Raw genomic sequence first — 17,237 nt, 5'->3', positions numbered from 1 at the left:
TTGTTCGCTCCTTAACGTCATATAATACAAGGGATATTAGTGACTTGGCCTGCAATGGGCAAACCAAAGGGTGATCTGTTTATCCCGCAGGAAGAATCTTTCCGGGATTCATAATGTTTTGGGGGTCGAGAGCCTGCTTTATCTGACGCATAACGGCAACACCTTCGCCGTGCTCATCTTCCATGTATTCTATTTTACCCATGCCGACCCCGTGTTCACCTGAACTGGTTCCGCCCATATCCAGAACCCTTTTGATCATCCTGTCATTGAGGGCATGGGCGCGTGTGATCGCTTCATCATCATCGGGGTCGAGTAAAATGGTCAGGTGAAAATTACCATCCCCGACGTGGCCAACAATTGGCGCGAACATACCTGATTCGTCAATATCCTTGCGCGTTTCAAGAAGGCAGGCGGCCAGATTTGAGATCGGCACACAGGCATCGGTGACCATGATCTTGCAACCCGGCATCAGCGCCATATTGGCATAGGCAACATTATGGCGGGCCTCCCACAGTTTATCACGTTCGTCATGGCGGGTTGACCAACGAAACTCTCCGCCGCCATTTTCATCACAGATGTCCCTGACCTGCTCTGTCTGCTCCTTGACGCTGGCTTCCGACCCGTTGAATTCAAGGAACAAGGTCGGCTGCTCCGGGTTATCGGTCTTGGAATAAAGATTGCTCGCCTTCACCTGAACCTCATCAAGCAACTCAATGCGGGCGATGGGAACGCCGAACTGAATGGTCTGAATGACGGTGTTAACGGCCCCTTCAAGGGTTTCAAACGGAACCACGGCGGCGGAGGTTGCTTCGGCAATGCCGTGCAGTTTGAGGGTCACTTCCGTGACAACACCCAGAGTTCCTTCCGAACCGACCATCAAGTGGGTCAGGTCGTAGCCTGTCGAGGATTTCCTGGCCCGGCTGCCCGTGTGGACGATCCGGCCATCAGCCATCACCACTGTCAGGGCCAGAACGTTTTCGCGCATGGTCCCGTATCGCACCGCATTGGTGCCCGACGCTCGCGTCGCCACCATGCCACCCAGAGAAGCATCGGCGCCCGGGTCAACCGGGAAAAACAGGCCCGTATTATGGAGGTGTTGATTGAGTTGCTTGCGGCTGACGCCAGCCTGCACCACAACATCCATGTCATCGGCATTGACGCTGACAACTTCGTTCATCTGGCTCAAATCGATACTGACGCCACCTCTCAATGCGATCAGATGGCCTTCCAGCGAGGTTCCCGCTCCATAAGGAATAACCGGCACTTTGCTGGCCGCGCACAGCTTAACGATGGCAGAGACTTCTTGCGTACTGATCGCGAAGACAACCACGTCGGGCGGTGAAGGGGTGTGGTAGGATAAATCCTGACCATGTTGTTCACAAACGCTGGCACCGGTTGACAATCTGTCGCCAACAATGGAACGCAGGTCTTCAATAAAGCCCTCGGAAACGGTCGCTCTTGATGGTGGTTCCGGGTTCATTTCAGACTTTCAGGGACCGGGCCGCCAGTCGCCCAGTCGAGTAATTCCACAGTATGAACGACAGGGATCTCCGTCGCACCGGAAATTTGTATCAGACAACCAATATTACCGGTAGCGATAACCGCCGCACCCTGAGCTTCCAGATGAGCCGCCTTACGCACCTTTAAGGCCCCGGCCAGTTCAGGCTGCAATAAATTATATGTTCCCGCCGAACCGCAACACAAATGGCCTTCGGCCGGATCGCGGACTTCAAAGCCGGCACTTTTGAGCAGGTTTTTCGGTTCCTCGCGCAGCTTTTGACCGTGTTGCATGGAACAGGCTGAATGATAAACAACGCTGGGCTGATCTTTGAGTTGCGTCTCACCGACACCAAGGGCGGACATGACCTCGCTCACATCCTTTGTCAGGGAGGCGATTCGGCCCGCCTTTTCGGCCCAGATCGAATCATCCTTCAGCATGAAGCCGTAATCCTTGACCGTCGTCCCGCAACCCGAGGCGTTGATGACAATCGCGTCCAGTCCGGCACCTTCGACTTCGCTCGTCCAGGCGGCAACATTGTTACGCGCCGCAGCGTGGGAGGCATCCTCCTTGCCCATGTGATGAACCAGCGCCCCGCAACAGGCTGCTCCCGGGGCGACGACGACCTCGCAGCCATGCCGGTTAAGCAGCCGCACCGTTGCCTCGTTGATGGACGGGCGCAGGACTTTCTGGGCGCAACCGGTCATCAGCGCGACACGCATACGGCGTTCGCCTTGTGCGGCGAATACCTGTGGTTCATCACCTGTGGAAGCCGCCGGCAATTTATCGGGAGCCATGGCGATCATGCCCTTAAGGCGACCCGGCATCAGCGCCTTGAACGGTCGCCCCAGCCTGGCCCCGATCAGCGACAAGCGAAAGATCACAGGGTTGGGGACGACGAAAGCCAGCAACATCCGCAAAAGCCTGTCGCCCAGGGGCCGGGAATAGGTTTCTTCCACATAGACCCGCGCATGGTCGATCAGATGCATGTAATCGACGCCCGACGGACAGGTGCTGGTACAGGACAGGCAGGTCAGGCAGCGGTCGATATGCTTGACCACCTTGGCCGGGGCCGGCTTGGCGTTTTCCAGCATGTCCTTGATCAGGTAGATGCGGCCGCGTGGACTGTCCGCCTCGTCACCAAGCAAGACATAGGTCGGGCACGTCGCGGTGCAGAAACCGCAATGTACACACTTGCGCAAAATGTCGTTGGCGATGGCAATCGCCGGGACTTGCATTTGTTCGGGGCTAAAGGTGGTTTCCATCCTTTTATCCCATACGTCCCGGACACAGAATGCCCATGGGATCAAAACTGTCTTTGATCCGGGCGCTAAGGTCGGCCAGGGCTTGTTGTTGTGGTTGAAAAACCGGAACCCGGGCGCGCACATCATCGCTCGTCCTGATCAGGGTCCCGTGACCACCGACGTCACCCAGAATTGCACGGATTTCCTGATGGGCGGCATTGTCGCGGGGCTTGATGGCGAACCAGATCAGGCCGCCGCCCCAGTCAAGGAAAGCGCGTCCGCCAATACTTTCGGCTATTTTTTGCATTACCCGGGCGCCTTCGGAAGGCGGAACCGACAGACGCCAGAGCTGTTCACCACCGGAAACGAAATAAGCAACGTCGCGAATTTCCCTCCACAGGGCATTGGTGTTGGTGGTGTGTAATTCCTCCGTCTCGCCGAAACCGGCCAATAATTGCCGCAAGGCCCCGGTGCGATATTCCACCGATGGTCCCGGCCCTTCCACACGCAATGCGCAATGCCCGCCTTTGCCCGAACTGACATACGAGACATCAGAAAGCGCCGCAATGTCGGCCGGCAAATAAGCCGCGGCAGAGACTTCGTAAGAACTGTGCAGGGCATCACGCATGGCCGCCACGCCCTTGGCATGATCTTCCGTCATGACCAGCACGGTTCGGGATTTTTCAGGAACCGGCAGCACTTTAAAGGTGACATCCGTCATCACCGCCAAAGTGCCGAAGGAACCGGCAAGCAACTTGGACAGATCAAATCCGGTGACATTCTTGACCACCCTTCCACCCGATTTAAAGACCTCGCCGCGGCCACTGACAGCGTGGAAGCCAAGGATATGATCACGCGCACTTCCCGCTGATATGCGTCGCGGACCAGCCAGATTACAGGCCAGGACGCCGCCAATTGTCCCGGCTTCAGGCCCGGAATCCAGCAGTGGCCCAAAATTGGGCGGCTCGAAAGCCAGACGCTGATTGTGCTCGTCAATGGTTGACTGGATTTCGCTCATGGGTGTCGCGGCGGCGGCGCTCATGACCAGTTCAGCCGGTTCATACAAAGTGATGCCGCTTAAGGCCGACAGGTCGAGGTTGTTGTGAGTGCTCGCAGGGCAGCCAAAATTGCGTTTGCTGGCGTGGCCGAAAACATCCAGCGTCTGTTCTTCGGCCAGCGCCCATTTAACGGCGTCAAGAACCTGCTCTGGCGTGTCCGGTTTGTAGGTTTCGCCCATGACCGTCAGAACCTGGGAAGATCGGGGAAGCGGGTTTTGCCGTCATGCACATGCACACGGCCCAATTCGGCACAACGGTGCAAGGTTGGATAGACCTTGCCCGGATTAAGCAACCCATCCGGATCGAATGCGCATTTGACCCGCTGCTGCTGCTTAAGATCATCTTCTGTAAACATCACTTCCATAAGGTCACGCTTTTCAACGCCAACACCATGTTCACCGGTCAGCACGCCGCCCACCTCGACACATAATTTAAGAATCTCGGAGCCGAATTCCTCGGTCTTTTCCAATTCGCCGGGAATATTGGCATCGTACAGGATCAGCGGATGCAGATTCCCGTCCCCGGCATGAAAAACGTTGGCGACGCGCAATCCGTAGCGTTCTGACATTTCAGCCATCCGCGAAAGAACTTCCGGCAAGCGGGTCCGCGGGATGGTGCCGTCCATGCAGTAATAATCCGGCGAGATGCGGCCAATAGCCGGAAACGCCGCCTTGCGCCCGGCCCAGAAGGCAATGCGCTCTTCTTCGCTTTCACTGATACGCGAATAGGTCGCCCCGGCCTCGCGGGCGATGCCATCGACCCGTTCGATCAGATACGTGACTTCTGCTTCGGGGCCATCGAGTTCGATGATCAGCAGTGATTCAACATCCAGCGGATAGCCCGCGTGCACGAAGTCTTCGGCCGCCTGTGTCGCCAGTTTATCCATCATCTCCATACCGCCGGGGATAATTCCGGCGCCGATGATCGCACCGACGCAATCGCCAGCGGCTTCGTTGGAAGGAAAACCGACGAGCACGGCACGGGCGGTTTCGGGTTTTTTGAGAATCCGCACGGTGACTTCGGTAACCACCCCAAGCAAGCCTTCCGAACCGGTCATCAGGCCCAGCAGGTCGTAACCTTCGCTGTCAAAATGCTTGCCGCCCAGGCGCACCACCTGACCGTCCATCATCACCACTTCGATACCCAGCAGGTTATTGGTGGTCAGGCCATATTTCAGGCAGTGAACGCCGCCCGCATTTTCCGCAACGTTGCCGCCGATGGAACAGGCGATCTGGCTTGAAGGATCGGGCGCGTAATAGAAACCCTTGTGAGCGACGGCTTCGGTGATCGCCAGATTGGTAACACCCGGCTGGCTGACCACCGCCCGGTTGTCAAAATCCACATCAAGGATGCAATTGAGTTTTCCAAGCCCCAGCATCACCCCATCGGCCAGCGGCAGGGCACCGCCGGAAAGGGACGTACCGGCCCCGCGTGGCACAACCTTGATGCCTTCTGCGAAGCAATACGTCAAAACAGCCGAAACTTCCGCCGTCGTTGAAGGCAGCACCACGACCATTGGCAACTGGCGATAGGCGGAAAGGCCGTCACATTCATAAACGCGCCGTTCGTCAGCGTCGGAAATCACACTTTCCGCAGCCAGCAACCCTGACAATGCAGTAATGATCTCGTCGCGCCGGGCGAGAATCCCGGAGTCTGGCGTTGGCATCTTCATGGTGGCGCCCTGATTTAATGAATACCTTGTAAATTTAGGCTTTCAGGGACCCATATAAAAGAAAAACCGCGCCAAATAGCACGGTTTTCTGAAATTTTTCACCATCCGGGCAGAACCCGAAAGGCAGAGCTAAAACAAGACGAAAGGTTATCCCTGACGCGCTTTGAAGCGTGGATTGGTCTTGTTAATGACATAAACCCGACCCTTGCGACGCACGATCCGGCAATTCTTGTCGCGTATCTTGGCCGACTTAAGGGAATTTCTTACCTTCATAGCTCTCAAATCCTTAAACTAGAGCAACCTGACATTCGGCTGCGCAAGGCGCGGAAAATAGGGGTATCAGAGCGATCTGTCAATGCCCGTGCCGGGATTTATTAAATGGGCTTTAAAACGCCGATTTGCGTTTATCAGGCAACTTGATGGCATGGAACCTGTAGACCTTGAGCCCGCCGCTGTCTATGGCCGTAAGCTGCTTTGCCCAATATTCACATTCGTTGATCAAATCACCGGATATTTCCAGCAGTTCGGGTTTGGTAACCCCCGACAGGTAATTGAAAAAGCCCTTAAAGATGTTGGCCCGATAGGGGGCTGTAATATCCTGATAGGGCCGGACATCCAGGTTCAAGGTCTTCATGAAGGACTGGATGGCATCGGCTGTCCATAAATGAGGCGGCGTGGGTTCGCGCCCTGCCCAGGCATTCATGATATCGTTTAGCGGTTCGTCATTAGCTTTAACAAGGTCGGTCATCATCAACTCGCCATCGCCGCGAAGGGCGGCAGCCATCGCCGTATACAATTGTTCCTTGGCGGCAACCCGGTACAAACTTTCCAGAGAAACAACGGCGTTAAAGGAATTTTCCTTCAGTTTGGGCTGCTCAAGATTGCCCAGCGTCACCGGTGCGCGCTTTTGCATACCAGCCATTTTGGTCATGTCCTTGCCCAACCCGGCCAGTTCCTCATCGGCTTCAAGCCCGGTAACCCAGACCCCCGTCTCATCGACCATCGCCCGGCCAAGACCGCCAAGCCCGGCACCCAGCATAAGCAGGCTCTTTTTTTCCGATAAACCAAGCAAGGGAAGCGTCACCCGCAGGAATTCCGCACTGCCCGGACTGATGCAACCCTCGCCCCATAATTTTTCAATCACGTTCAGGCGTTCGGGTGACCAGAGCGTCGCGGGCTCGAAACTGTCTGCCGCCGTTTCATCATCGGCCTCGAGCTTCTCCCGTGCAGGACGACGGCCCTTGGAAACGGTTTTCTTCTTGCTTTTTTTAAGGCGCAGGAATTGCCCGATCAGACGCGCAAGCCGGCCAAGAAAAGTCCGTACTTTCCCCCCTGAATTGATTGATCCACCCGTATTCAGGATAGCATCAGCCATTTTTTCCACGCCTGCTCCTTCCACACGCTCTTGAATCTAAGCGTGAATCACACGAAAGCAAGCGCATAAAATTCTTAAGATTCCATATATTTAAGGCGTGATTTGCAAAGTCAGGTGGCCAACCCCGAAAGGCTTATTTGACCAGGCCGCGGGACTGCAAATAGGATTTGAACTGCAAGTCGCCGGCAATAATATCGTCGATCAAAAATTCGGCCATGCTATTGAAGCATTCCTCCAGCCCGCCGTCACTGTCCGCATTGTTACAGATTGCCTTTACGGCCTTGACCTTCAACAACAGTTCCTGGTGATAAAGAATGTGTTCTTCGATGTAGGGGTAACTGACCTTGGCCAGATACTCTTCTTCGCTGGCAAAATGAGAGGCCCCCAGCTCGACCAGTTCGTCCAGCAGTGAGGCGCAAAGGCCGTAATCCTTGTTGTCCACTGCTACCTGGACATCCTGCATGATCTGAAGAATTTGTTTGTGATCCTCATCAATATGTTCAATGCCGATCGCAAAACTATCGAGCCATTTAAGCTTCACCATTTTTTACCCCACCCGACGCGCCTTTTTCCAAGCGTGCATTCGCATCGAAAGCGCCAGACCTTTCCAGACTGCTGTATTTATAAGGGAAAATGGCAAATCACCGCATTGACCAAGATCATGCCGGGTGCACATATATGCGGGGAAAAACAAAGGTGACAAGGGCCGCCGAAAACAGGATGAAGGCGATACAGGCAAGGGCGATCTCCTCCATGCTGATGCCGGCATCAAGGGCCAGTCCCATAACCGGCGGTGACAGGGCAGTAGAGAGAACCATCAACGCCGCCCCAAGGGCCTTGATCGCGCCAAGATGGGCAATGCCGTAAATTTCGGCCCAGATAGCGCCGTGGGTAACGCCGACTGCACCCGAAGACAGCCCCATAAACGCCATGAAGACAGCCCCGCACCAGGGGGCGTCAAAGGTCGCAATAAAGCCAAGACCAACAGCGGCAGGAAGCAAATAAACCTGCATCAAGCTGCGGGCATTGAAACGATCAACAAGCAGACCACTGAGCAAGGCGGAAAATATCTGGGTAATGGCATAGACAACAAAGAAGCTGACGAAAAGAGACAGGCTCCAGCCTTTGCTTTGGGTCAGATGAACCTGATGAAAAAAGAAACCGGTGCCAATAAAACTTAAGGCCAGATAACTCGGCAACAACACATAGAAACGCCGGTCTTTCAAAACCTGGGCGCGTGTCCAGCCGGTTATTTTCACCGCCTGGTCTGCTGAACGGACTCCGATATCCAATCCTCTGTGACGCTCGCTATGGCCTTTCAGAAGCCACAGCATAAACGGCGCCAACAGCACCAAAAGCACAACCCCGAGCGCCAACCACATTTGACGCCAGCCGAGGGTTGCGATTACGGCCACGGCAAGGGTCGGAAAAAGCGCTTCGCCAACAGGGTAGCCCATAGCCGCAACGCTGAGCGCCTTGCCCCGGTGGCTATCGAAATAGCGCGCCATTGAAACCGCCGATACGTGTGTCAGCAAGCCCTGACCCGTAAAACGCAGGCCGAAGATAGCCGGGATCAACCACAACGCCGACCCCACACTGGCCATCCCCAAACAGGCCAGCGCCAGGCCGATACAGGCGATACAGGTATAGGGGCGTAAATCGATGTCGTCGATTTTACGGCCGGCCCAAATCAACAACCCGGCGCTTGTTATGGTTGCGCACGAATAGATCAGGCCAAAGTCACCATGGCTGAGGTCAAATTCAGCCCGAATGTCGGCACTCGACAAGGCAATGAAAAACGTCTGCCCGAAGGACGAGGCAAAGGCCGTAAAAAACCCGAAAGCCAGAAAGCGCGGACTGATCGAAAGGAAGGCGATGATACTCATGGGCCGGATCATGCCGAAGGGACATCAGAGGTCAAAGGGAAAACTGCAGCCTTTGGGTTACCGGCGCTGAAAATCAGCATGAAATAATGAACCGTTTGGGATAAGGAGGAAAGGCGGAAGTCAATTCAGGGCAGCCATCAGACCGGGAATGATCCGAAGCGGACATTACGCTATCCGCTTCGGGGCGCTAGGATCAGCAGTATGTTCCAGTTGCACATGCCTCGTCAGCAGTGGATTTTACAGCATCACATCCACGACCGAGGAACGTTTGATCGGAGAGATAGAAATTTGTGAACGCTTCTTCAAAATCTGATGCAACTGATTTTTCAGCAAGTCCAGTTGCCATCAGATTTTTTTGCCATGCCTTCGTTTTGGGTCGATCTCCAATGAAATTATAGCCTGTGCGCTTCTCAATAATATTTGCGCGGTGCAGAAGTGGCAGCCATGCAACGTCAACCATACCAATCGTATTTCCGTCAAAGAATGGCGTGTCGCCCAGCCGACTTTCGATTTTGTCAAAGGCTTGACCCAATTTTTCACTACGCTCTTTGAGCGCGTCGTTATCGGAGCTGCGTTGTGCGCTGCATTGAACAAGATAGTTCTTTGAAGCCAGGTAGCTCCAGGCTCGGTTCAGGGCTTTATCCTCAGGTGAGATTTCAGGCAGTAGAGTCGGATAGACTTCTTCAATATATTCAACGATCGCATCGGACTCAAAAAGCGCCGTTCCATCATCGGTAATCAGCACGGGAACCTGACCGTTTGGCGATATATCCAAAAACCACTGCGGTTTATCGCTCAGGCTGATGAATTCGATCGCGTAGGGAATATGTTTTGCCTCAAGCAGAGCCGTGACGCGCTGAACAAAGGGACAAATTTTGTAACTGACAATTTTCATTTTCTTGACTCCATTTTTCTCAACCTACAAGGCTTTCTTGACGGCGTTTAAAAAGGATATATACTCATTACTTCAACAATTCAAGAGATATTGAGATATGATTGAAAATAATGCACTCGATATGTTTGGAGCGCTTTCCCAAGAAACCCGACTGCGCATCGTCAGATATTTGGTTAAATGTGCTGCGAATGGGGCCTCAGCCGGGGATGTTGGTAAATATGTTGAGGCGACATCCTCAAGGGCTTCATTTCATCTTTCAGCACTGGAAAGTGCAGGCGTGATCACTTCGGAACGTCAATCGCGAAATATCATCTATCGCGCAAACTTTGAAAATCTTGGAAGTCTGGTTTCTTTTCTGCTGAATGATTGTTGCGGCAACCATCCAGACATTCGGGCGTGTTGCGGGTTAGAAAACAGGAGGTGTTGATCGGTCCGCCTCTGGCTAATGAACGCCAGGTCTGGACGCCCAACTCCCGGCAGTGTACCTACGTGCGGGAATCTTTTTCATGGGGGACAGGATGCGACAGGATCTATCTGTAGGGGCTGTTGCGGCGGGCGCTCTTGCCGCCTTTGTTGGTTTTGCCAGTTCATTCGCGATTGTTTTTCAGGGCCTCAAAGGTGTCGGCGCCAGTTCGGCAGAGGCGACATCCGGGCTGATGGCCCTGGCCATTTCCATGGGTTTGTGCGCGGTCTTTCTGGCCATCAAGACCCGCATGCCCATCAGTGTCGCCTGGTCAACGCCGGGCGCTGCGTTCCTGGCGACACTCGCGCCTATAGAGGGTGGCTTCCCGGTCGCCGTTGGCGCCTTCATTGTTACCGCAGTACTTATCATTCTTGCCGGTTTATGGAAGCCGTTCGGGCGCGCCATTTCAGCCATACCGAACGCTTTGGCAAGCGCCATGCTGGCGGGTGTTCTGTTACCGCTTTGTCTGGCTCCCTTTGAAGCCATCGCCAGGTTTCCAATTGTCGGCTTGTCCATTGTTGTGGTCTGGGCTGTCGTCGCCAGAATAAAACGGCTGTTGGCCGTCCCTGCGGCCGTGCTGGTCGCTGGTGTGCTCATTGTCATGGTTCACGATGTTGATGTCGGCCAGATCGACGCCATCTGGTCAATGCCGTTTATTGTAACTCCCGGCTTTACCGTCCCGGGCATTATCGGCATTGCCCTTCCTTTGTTTATCATCACCATGGCAGGACAGAATATTACCGGCATCGCCGTCCTCAACAGTTTTGGTTACAAACCCGATGCCGGCGCCATGTTCAGTTGGACCGGATTGTTTAGTCTGGCTTCGGCGCCCTTCGGTGGCCACGCGGTTAACCTTGCCGCCATTACCACGGCGATTTGTGCGGGCGAGGAAGCCCATCCCGATCCTGCAAAGCGTTACTGGGCGGCGATCATTGGCGGCGTCATTTATATTGTCTTCGGACTGAGCGCCAGTGCGGCCATTGTCTTCATCAGCATTTCACCGCCAATCCTGATTGCCGCCGTTGCCGGCCTTGCCCTGTTTGGCGCTTTAAGCGCTTCCCTTGTTTCGGCCATGTCCTCGCCAGCGGATCGTGAGGCGGCGCTCGTGACATTCCTTGTCACGGCTTCGGGGATGACATTTTTTGGCATCAGCGGGGTTTTCTGGGGTCTTCTTGCCGGGGCGGCTGTTTATCTTTGGGATCACCGCAAGGACACCGCTTAAGCTTATCTTGGCAGGGTAATGGTCGCCGGATATCCACTTTGCGCAGACGCTTTATAGACCGGGTTTTAGCGCTACAGTTTCAATCAGGCTGACGCGTTCTTCCTCAAGGTTGCGGCGCAGGTTATAGGCCTTGGCGCCAATGTCGTTTCCAGCCAGCATGTACACACCCAGTACCGGCAGATCAGGCTCACCCACAGGTTTTTGCACTTTTGCAAAGGCCTGCTTTGCGAGATCGGTCTTGTCATTCCAGACGGAAATTTCAAAACCCGCGGATGTTATGAGCTCACGGAACGCGTCGGGTGGCACCAGGAAACTCATGGAACTGTCTTGCGCCCACGGTACGGGGAAATGCTGGGGGGTGTTTTTACTGCCGCACACTTCATACAAGACGGCGTTACCGCCAGGTTTGAGCACACGACAGGTTTCGGTTAGCCACGACAGTTTATTTTCGACATTCATGTTCATCTGCAAAGACCAGATGCCGTCAAATGAATTGTCATCGAACGGTAATTCCAACGCACTGGCCGCATGGAACTTGACCCGCTCCTGCATATTGAGCAATGCGGTCAATCGCTCTGCGGTATCAATGTAGGCATCGCTTAAATCGATGCCGGTTACACGACAACCTGTTTCATGGGACAGGCGGCGTGTGGAGCCGCCGATGCCGCAACCGACATCCAGAATATGAAGGTCAGAGGAAAAACCAGACAGCTCAATGAGCTCCCTGGTGGCCGTTTCGCCCCGGATATGAAACTCATCCACGGGATGAAGATCATCCAGTGTGACTTTCGTTAAATCCTTACCAAGCTTGCCAAGCCCTTCAATGATCTTGTTATACAAATCACCTGGCGAGTAATAGCTGTGAATGTTTTTAATATTTTGATCCATGGCCCCATTCCCCGATCTGGTTATTTCATATTGTATCGTTTCGCTTTACCGGGACAACCCGGTAATCGTTGAAATATGCCTATACGGCCAGCAATCATTTGATGCCGTCATAAAATCCGGATTTCAGGCTTGCGGGTAGAGTGGATATCTGTGTGGGCCGCCACAGGGCGGGTGATGATCTAGATCAATGCAATTCTCGTGAAAACTTTGTCATATGATTACGCTCAGGGGTATTTGTGTTTCCTGATCACCAGACATTTTAAAACACACCCTTGTTACGTTCTTGTTGAATTTAAGCACGGGGGTCGAAATGAACGAAGAGATTGTCCAGATTATCGAGCGAACCCTGAAAATCGGGGAAAATCATGCAATGAGTATTGCAGAAAGTGGTTTTTTATCGGCCCATCCCTCCCCGGAGGTGCTTGCTAAAGACATCATTGGGGCACTTGAGGAAGCTGGATACAACATATCCAGGAATGCTCAACCAGACCCGGTGCCTGTCGAAACGACAAATTTGACCTAGATCATTGTCCGGCAAAGGCATCGGCCTATTATTCCGCGGTATTGTTGATGCCGCTGCCGGAGGTGATCCAAGATGGGTACCACGTCGAGCGAAAAAACAGACTTATCAGAAACATTAATTTCATCCCCAGGGCTTGAGGATGAACCCACTGTCGAGATCGTCAGGCGGGAAGACTTTTCTGACGTTACCTTCATGCTTGAATTCCGTCACCCGATCATGGCGAAGGCGGCAAGGCCGGGCCAGTTTGTCATCGTCATTGCCCAGGAGCACGGTGAGCGCATCCCCCTTACAATTGCTGATTTTGATCGCAAAAAAGGCACCGTAACACTTGTCATCCAGGCCGTTGGCAAGACGACCAAAGAGATGCAGCAGATCTGCCAAAGAGGAACCACGCTTTTCGGTGTTGTCGGCCCCATGGGAATGCCGAGCCACATAGGAAACAGCAAAAAGGTTGTTTGCGTTGGCGGTGGCCTGGGCGTGGCCCCTGTATTCCCGCAAGCCCGCGCCTTTAAAGAAAGTGGCGCCTATGTGATTGGCGTCATCGGCTTTCGTAACAAGCAACTGGTCTTTTGGGAGGATAAATTCAGAAAATACTGCGATGAATTTATTATCTGCAGCGATGATGGTTCCGCCGGAATCAAGGGGCTGGTTACCGATGGCATCAAACTGGCCATGGAAAAGCACACCGATATTGACGAAGTCGTCGCCATCGGCCCACCAATCATGATGAAGGCGTGCGCGGAAACGACGCGCCCGGCGGACATTAAAACCACCGTCAGCCTTAACCCGATTATGGTTGATGGCACCGGCATGTGCGGCGGCTGCCGGGTTAAAATCGGTGAGGGCATCAAGTTTGCCTGCGTCGATGGACCCGATTTCAACGGCCATCTCGTCGACTTCGACGATCTTATGAACCGGTTAAAACGCTTCACCGAAGATGAAAAACAAGCCATGGAGCGTTGGTCCGATAGTTGTCGCATCAGGGGTAAAGACGCCCCATCTGCCGGATCGGGGTCGTGATGGCTAAAAAGAAAACCATCCGCACCATCCCTCAGGAAAGAACGCCAATTCCGCATCAAGACCCCAAGAAGCGGGTGAAGAACTTCGACGAGGTTGCCCTTGGTTACGGGCTGGAAGATGCCCTGAACGAGAGCGAACGGTGTCTTATGTGTCCTGAAAAACAGTGCGTTCCCGGATGCCCTGTCAGCATCGATATTCCAGGATTTATCGCCAAAATTTCCGCCAAGGATTACCGTGGCGCTTACGATGTATTGACCCAGTCCAACCTGCTGCCGGCCATCTGTGGACGGGTTTGCCCACAGGAAGATCAATGCGAAGGTGTTTGCACAGTCGCCGATACACTCGAGCCGGTGGCCATTGGCAGGCTCGAACGCTGGGTCGGGGACATGGCCATCAAGGAAGGTTGGAGCAACATTCCTTACATAGAGCCAAATGGCTTTCGTATTGGCATCGTCGGTTCTGGCCCGGCCGGGATTGCCTGCGCGGCGGATATGGCAAAAGCCGGATGCGACGTCACCGTCTATGAAGCCTTTCACAAACCCGGCGGCGTCCTCAGATACGGCATTCCGGAATTCAGGTTGCCAAACGCCGTCATCGATGCCGAGATTGACGCTCTTAGCAAACTGGGCGTCAAAATAAAGTGCAACACCCTGGTCGGGCGATTATTCACACTTCAACAAATGCGCGACGAGATGGGTTTTGACGCCGTCTTTGTCGGCACGGGCGCCGGTTATCCGAGCTTCATGGACATTCCCGGCGAGTCCTTGAATGGCGTGCTTTCGGCAAACGAATTGCTGACCCGTTGCAATCTTATGCACGCGGGCGAGTTTCCTGATTACGACACCCCTTTGCATTTGGGCCAAAGGGTTGCCGTCATCGGTTCGGGTAATACGGCCATGGATGCCATGCGGGTATGTTTGCGCCTTGGCGCCGCGAACGTTCACTGCGTGTACCGGCGCACCAGAAATGAAAGTCCTGCCCGGGTCGAGGAAATTGACCATGCCGAAGAAGAAGGTGTCGAATTCCACTGGCTGGCCGCCCCCGTCGAAATTTTAGGTGACGATCAGAACAACGTTCGCGGTATGCGCTGCATTCGCATGGAGCTTGGTGAACCCGACGAATCGGGACGCTGTCGCCCCGTTCCCGTCGCAGGTAGTGAGTTCGAGTTCGAGGCTGATATGATCGTTTACGCCATCGGCACCAATGCCAACCCGATCATTGGTCAGACATCGAAGTTAAAGCTCAACAAGTGGGGCTACATCGCAACCGATGAAAATCTCGCCACATCGATGGCCGGTGTTTATGCCGGTGGCGACATCGTTACCGGTGGCGCTACCGTGATTCTGGCCATGGGCGCCGGTCGCAATGCTGCATCGAGCATGAAAAAATACCTCGGTATTCGCGATACCGACAGCCTCTGCACAACTGAACGCGAAGATATCCCACCCACCCTGTTTGGCATTGACGCCCGCGAGAAAAATTTCGCCCGGGTCCGCATCGCTTAAGAGCGGAAGGATTAAATGAGATGAACCCACAGGCACTAAAAAAAGAAAAAACCGCTACCCGGCAACGACAGGCGCGCGCTCAAAAACCCGCGAAAGCTTCAGCGCCCATGGGAAAGCCGCAACGGGTATCGTCGAAAGAGAAACCCGTGCAGGAATTGCGCGAGCATATCGTTGAAGTGATCAGTGATTCCGGTGAAGGGGCACAACGCTGTGGTCAGTCCCTGGCGTCCATCGCGGCACGGATGGGAAACGGAATTTGGACAGTCGAAATTATCCCGGCCGAAATTCAACCGCCGGCACGGAGCATCGCCGGGGGTAGCGGTAACCGCGTCCGCTTGGCGGCGGGTCGGGTTACCAACGGCGGTGACGAAGCTGATTTGGTTGTTGCTTTCAACGAGCAAGTTCTTCTGGGACGCGTTCATGCGCACGAGCTAAAACCCGGTTGTACGATCCTCATAGAAAACAAATGGCGGAACGATGACGATGCGGAAATTGTCGCGGCTTATACACGGACCATCGGGCAACTGGAGGAAAGCGGTTACGTAATCCAGGAAATCCCCATGGAAAGCGAATGCCTGAAATATGTCGCCGACCCGAGGCGCGGCAAGAACATGTTTGTCCTGGGCATGTTGTGCAGCATCTACAGTCTGGACATGCAGGTCGCCCGCGAACAGGTTGCCTTCATCTTCGCCAAGAAAGACCAGAACATCATCGATAACAACATTCAGCTACTTGAAGCCGGGCACGACTGGGCCGAGGCCAATCTCACATTCAAATACCGCATTCCCCCTTCGCCATTGAACGAAGCGCAAATCGTCGTAAACGGCAACGTTTCCCTGGGCCTTGGCATTATGGCTTCGGGCATGGAAGTTTGCGCCATGTATCCGATTACACCGGCGACCTCGGTTTCCCATTATTTGAGTGAGGTTTTTGAAACCGTTGGCGGTGTTGTCCATCAGGCCGAAGATGAGATTGCCGCCTGCGCATTTGCCATTGGCGCCTCCTATGCCGGTAAGTGTGCGGTGACCATTACCTCTGGCCCGGGTCTGGCCTTGAAGCAGGAAACCATCGGCCTTGCCGTGATGACGGAAATTCCCCTGGTCGTTGTCGATGTTCAGCGCGGCGGCCCCAGCACCGGCTTGCCGACAAAAACAGAACAGAGTGACCTGCTGTTTTCGTGCTTCGGCGGCCATGGCGACAATCCCAAGGTGGTGATGGCCGTGTCCGATATTGAGGATTGCTTCTATTCGATGATCACCGCGCGCAAAATCGCCGAAACCTTCAACACCGTCGTTGTCGTTTTGACAGATGCCAGTTTGGCATCGGCCCAGCAACCTTTCCCGCGCCCCGATATCAGTGAAGACTGGATGGCGCCACCGGTGGATCAGAGTGAAATTTCAGCGGGCCTTGTTCCCTATGACTGGGATCATCGAACCGGCCTTTCGCGGCGGTTTATTCCCGGACAGCCGGGCGGTATGCATTGCCTGACTGGCCTTGCCCATGATCGCAAGAGCTGTGTCGCCTACGATTCTGACACCAATCAGGATGGTATGCTGCACCGCAGCCTTAAATTGGCGGCCCTTCAAAAAACGTTGAAAACGCCGCCCGTCTTCGGCAACAGCGAGGGCGACCTGCTGATCGTCAGTTGGGGAAGCACCAAGGGCGCGGTCGAAGAAGCGGTAACACTGTTGCAGGAGGATGGTCACAAGGTGTCGTCCCTGCACCTTAGGTTTATCCAGCCCATGCCATCGGGGATCAAGGACGTGTTAAAGGGCTTTGAGCGCGTGATGACGGTAGAGGGCAACTGGTCGGACAACCTGGAACACGAAATCATCGACGAGGAAAATCGACGCTATTCGGAACTTGCCTGGCTCCTGCGGGCCCGGTTCCTGGTCGACGTAGATTGTTGGACGGAAGTCCGCGGACGTCCCATTAAACCGGGTTCCGTCGTCCGAGCCGCCAGTCAGCGCCTGCAACGGAAGGAATGA

Annotated in this window: 16 protein-coding genes; 6 read left to right on the top strand and 10 right to left on the bottom strand. The window is 54.3% G+C overall.

Going from position 1 to position 17,237, the window contains the following annotated elements; translation table 11 throughout:
- Positions 1–79: 79 nt before the first annotated feature.
- The 9 genes from HOL66_13255 to HOL66_13215 form a co-directional block, all read right to left on the bottom strand.
- Positions 80–1,480 (bottom strand): FAD-binding protein, encoded by a 1,401-nt coding sequence (locus tag HOL66_13255; protein MBT5245199.1) that lies wholly within the window; start codon positions 1,478–1,480, stop codon positions 80–82.
- Entirely contained in the window at positions 1,477–2,763 is a 1,287-nt protein-coding gene (glcF, locus tag HOL66_13250; protein MBT5245198.1) for a glycolate oxidase subunit GlcF, read from the bottom strand. The genes HOL66_13255 and glcF overlap by 4 nt, the downstream gene beginning before the upstream one ends.
- Before the next feature lie 4 nt (positions 2,764–2,767).
- The gene (glcE, locus tag HOL66_13245; GenBank protein ID MBT5245197.1) at positions 2,768–3,979 is read right to left on the bottom strand and encodes a glycolate oxidase subunit GlcE; all 1,212 of its coding nucleotides are present in this window, start codon (positions 3,977–3,979) and stop codon (positions 2,768–2,770) included.
- A gap of 5 nt (positions 3,980–3,984) precedes the next feature.
- Positions 3,985–5,472 (bottom strand): FAD-binding protein, encoded by a 1,488-nt coding sequence (locus HOL66_13240; GenBank protein MBT5245196.1) that lies wholly within the window; start codon positions 5,470–5,472, stop codon positions 3,985–3,987.
- Between the two features lie 147 nt (positions 5,473–5,619).
- Positions 5,620–5,745, bottom strand: a complete 126-nt coding sequence (gene rpmJ, locus HOL66_13235) for a 50S ribosomal protein L36 (protein ID MBT5245195.1) — start codon at positions 5,743–5,745, stop codon at positions 5,620–5,622.
- A gap of 112 nt (positions 5,746–5,857) precedes the next feature.
- The gene (locus tag HOL66_13230; GenBank protein ID MBT5245194.1) at positions 5,858–6,847 is read right to left on the bottom strand and encodes a methyltransferase domain-containing protein; all 990 of its coding nucleotides are present in this window, start codon (positions 6,845–6,847) and stop codon (positions 5,858–5,860) included.
- Between the two features lie 133 nt (positions 6,848–6,980).
- Complete coding sequence (locus tag HOL66_13225; protein ID MBT5245193.1) at positions 6,981–7,391, bottom strand: hypothetical protein; 411 nt, start codon at positions 7,389–7,391, stop codon at positions 6,981–6,983.
- 115 nt (positions 7,392–7,506) lie between these two features.
- On the bottom strand, positions 7,507–8,733 hold the full coding sequence (locus HOL66_13220; protein ID MBT5245192.1) for an MFS transporter: 1,227 nt from the start codon (positions 8,731–8,733) through the stop codon (positions 7,507–7,509).
- Positions 8,734–8,926: 193 nt separating this feature from the next.
- Positions 8,927–9,628: a glutathione S-transferase family protein gene (locus tag HOL66_13215; GenBank protein MBT5245191.1), complete on the bottom strand. Its 702-nt coding sequence runs from the start codon at positions 9,626–9,628 to the stop codon at positions 8,927–8,929.
- 97 nt (positions 9,629–9,725) lie between these two features.
- Between HOL66_13215 and HOL66_13210 the strand changes: the two genes are divergently transcribed.
- Positions 9,726–10,055: a winged helix-turn-helix transcriptional regulator gene (locus HOL66_13210; GenBank protein ID MBT5245190.1), complete on the top strand. Its 330-nt coding sequence runs from the start codon at positions 9,726–9,728 to the stop codon at positions 10,053–10,055.
- A 91-nt stretch (positions 10,056–10,146) separates the two neighbouring features.
- The gene (gene benE / locus HOL66_13205) at positions 10,147–11,313 is read left to right on the top strand and encodes a benzoate/H(+) symporter BenE family transporter (GenBank protein ID MBT5245189.1); all 1,167 of its coding nucleotides are present in this window, start codon (positions 10,147–10,149) and stop codon (positions 11,311–11,313) included.
- 51 nt (positions 11,314–11,364) lie between these two features.
- Here benE and HOL66_13200 read toward each other — a convergent pair whose 3' ends face one another.
- Positions 11,365–12,201: a class I SAM-dependent methyltransferase gene (locus HOL66_13200; protein ID MBT5245188.1), complete on the bottom strand. Its 837-nt coding sequence runs from the start codon at positions 12,199–12,201 to the stop codon at positions 11,365–11,367.
- A 310-nt stretch (positions 12,202–12,511) separates the two neighbouring features.
- Between HOL66_13200 and HOL66_13195 the strand changes: the two genes are divergently transcribed.
- The 4 genes from HOL66_13195 (at position 12,512) to HOL66_13180 (ending at position 17,237) form a co-directional block, all read left to right on the top strand.
- Positions 12,512–12,724 carry a hypothetical protein gene (locus tag HOL66_13195; protein ID MBT5245187.1) on the top strand — a complete coding sequence of 71 codons (213 nt, stop codon included), beginning with the start codon at positions 12,512–12,514 and terminating at the stop codon, positions 12,722–12,724.
- A gap of 72 nt (positions 12,725–12,796) precedes the next feature.
- Positions 12,797–13,744 (top strand): sulfide/dihydroorotate dehydrogenase-like FAD/NAD-binding protein, encoded by a 948-nt coding sequence (locus tag HOL66_13190; GenBank protein MBT5245186.1) that lies wholly within the window; start codon positions 12,797–12,799, stop codon positions 13,742–13,744.
- Positions 13,744–15,249 (top strand): NADPH-dependent glutamate synthase, encoded by a 1,506-nt coding sequence (gene gltA / locus HOL66_13185; GenBank protein ID MBT5245185.1) that lies wholly within the window; start codon positions 13,744–13,746, stop codon positions 15,247–15,249. Before HOL66_13190 ends, gltA begins: the two co-directional genes overlap by 1 nt.
- A gap of 20 nt (positions 15,250–15,269) precedes the next feature.
- A complete protein-coding gene (locus tag HOL66_13180) occupies positions 15,270–17,237 on the top strand; it encodes a 2-oxoacid:acceptor oxidoreductase subunit alpha (GenBank protein MBT5245184.1) in 1,968 nt (655 codons plus the stop codon).

It is taken from the genome of Rhodospirillaceae bacterium, from assembly GCA_018662005.1.
Lineage (GTDB): Bacteria > Pseudomonadota > Alphaproteobacteria > Rhodospirillales > JABHCV01 > JACNJU01.
Note: the sequence above shows the minus strand (reverse complement) of the source record. Positions and strands in the feature narration are given on the sequence as shown.

Bases quoted from the DNA above. Each gene is read 5' to 3' on its own strand.
- HOL66_13255 (MBT5245199.1), bottom strand. From the start codon at position 1,480: ATGAACCCGGAACCACCATCAAGAGCGACCGTTTCCGAGGGCTTTATT.
- glcF (MBT5245198.1), bottom strand. From the start codon at position 2,763: ATGGAAACCACCTTTAGCCCCGAACAAATGCAAGTCCCGGCGATTGCC.
- glcE (MBT5245197.1), bottom strand. From the start codon at position 3,979: ATGGGCGAAACCTACAAACCGGACACGCCAGAGCAGGTTCTTGACGCC.
- HOL66_13240 (MBT5245196.1), bottom strand. From the start codon at position 5,472: ATGAAGATGCCAACGCCAGACTCCGGGATTCTCGCCCGGCGCGACGAG.
- rpmJ (MBT5245195.1), bottom strand. From the start codon at position 5,745: ATGAAGGTAAGAAATTCCCTTAAGTCGGCCAAGATACGCGACAAGAAT.
- HOL66_13230 (MBT5245194.1), bottom strand. From the start codon at position 6,847: ATGGCTGATGCTATCCTGAATACGGGTGGATCAATCAATTCAGGGGGG.
- HOL66_13225 (MBT5245193.1), bottom strand. From the start codon at position 7,391: ATGGTGAAGCTTAAATGGCTCGATAGTTTTGCGATCGGCATTGAACAT.
- HOL66_13220 (MBT5245192.1), bottom strand. From the start codon at position 8,733: ATGAGTATCATCGCCTTCCTTTCGATCAGTCCGCGCTTTCTGGCTTTC.
- HOL66_13215 (MBT5245191.1), bottom strand. From the start codon at position 9,628: ATGAAAATTGTCAGTTACAAAATTTGTCCCTTTGTTCAGCGCGTCACG.
- HOL66_13210 (MBT5245190.1), top strand. From the start codon at position 9,726: ATGATTGAAAATAATGCACTCGATATGTTTGGAGCGCTTTCCCAAGAA.
- benE (MBT5245189.1), top strand. From the start codon at position 10,147: ATGCGACAGGATCTATCTGTAGGGGCTGTTGCGGCGGGCGCTCTTGCC.
- HOL66_13200 (MBT5245188.1), bottom strand. From the start codon at position 12,201: ATGGATCAAAATATTAAAAACATTCACAGCTATTACTCGCCAGGTGAT.
- HOL66_13195 (MBT5245187.1), top strand. From the start codon at position 12,512: ATGAACGAAGAGATTGTCCAGATTATCGAGCGAACCCTGAAAATCGGG.
- HOL66_13190 (MBT5245186.1), top strand. From the start codon at position 12,797: ATGGGTACCACGTCGAGCGAAAAAACAGACTTATCAGAAACATTAATT.
- gltA (MBT5245185.1), top strand. From the start codon at position 13,744: ATGGCTAAAAAGAAAACCATCCGCACCATCCCTCAGGAAAGAACGCCA.
- HOL66_13180 (MBT5245184.1), top strand. From the start codon at position 15,270: ATGAACCCACAGGCACTAAAAAAAGAAAAAACCGCTACCCGGCAACGA.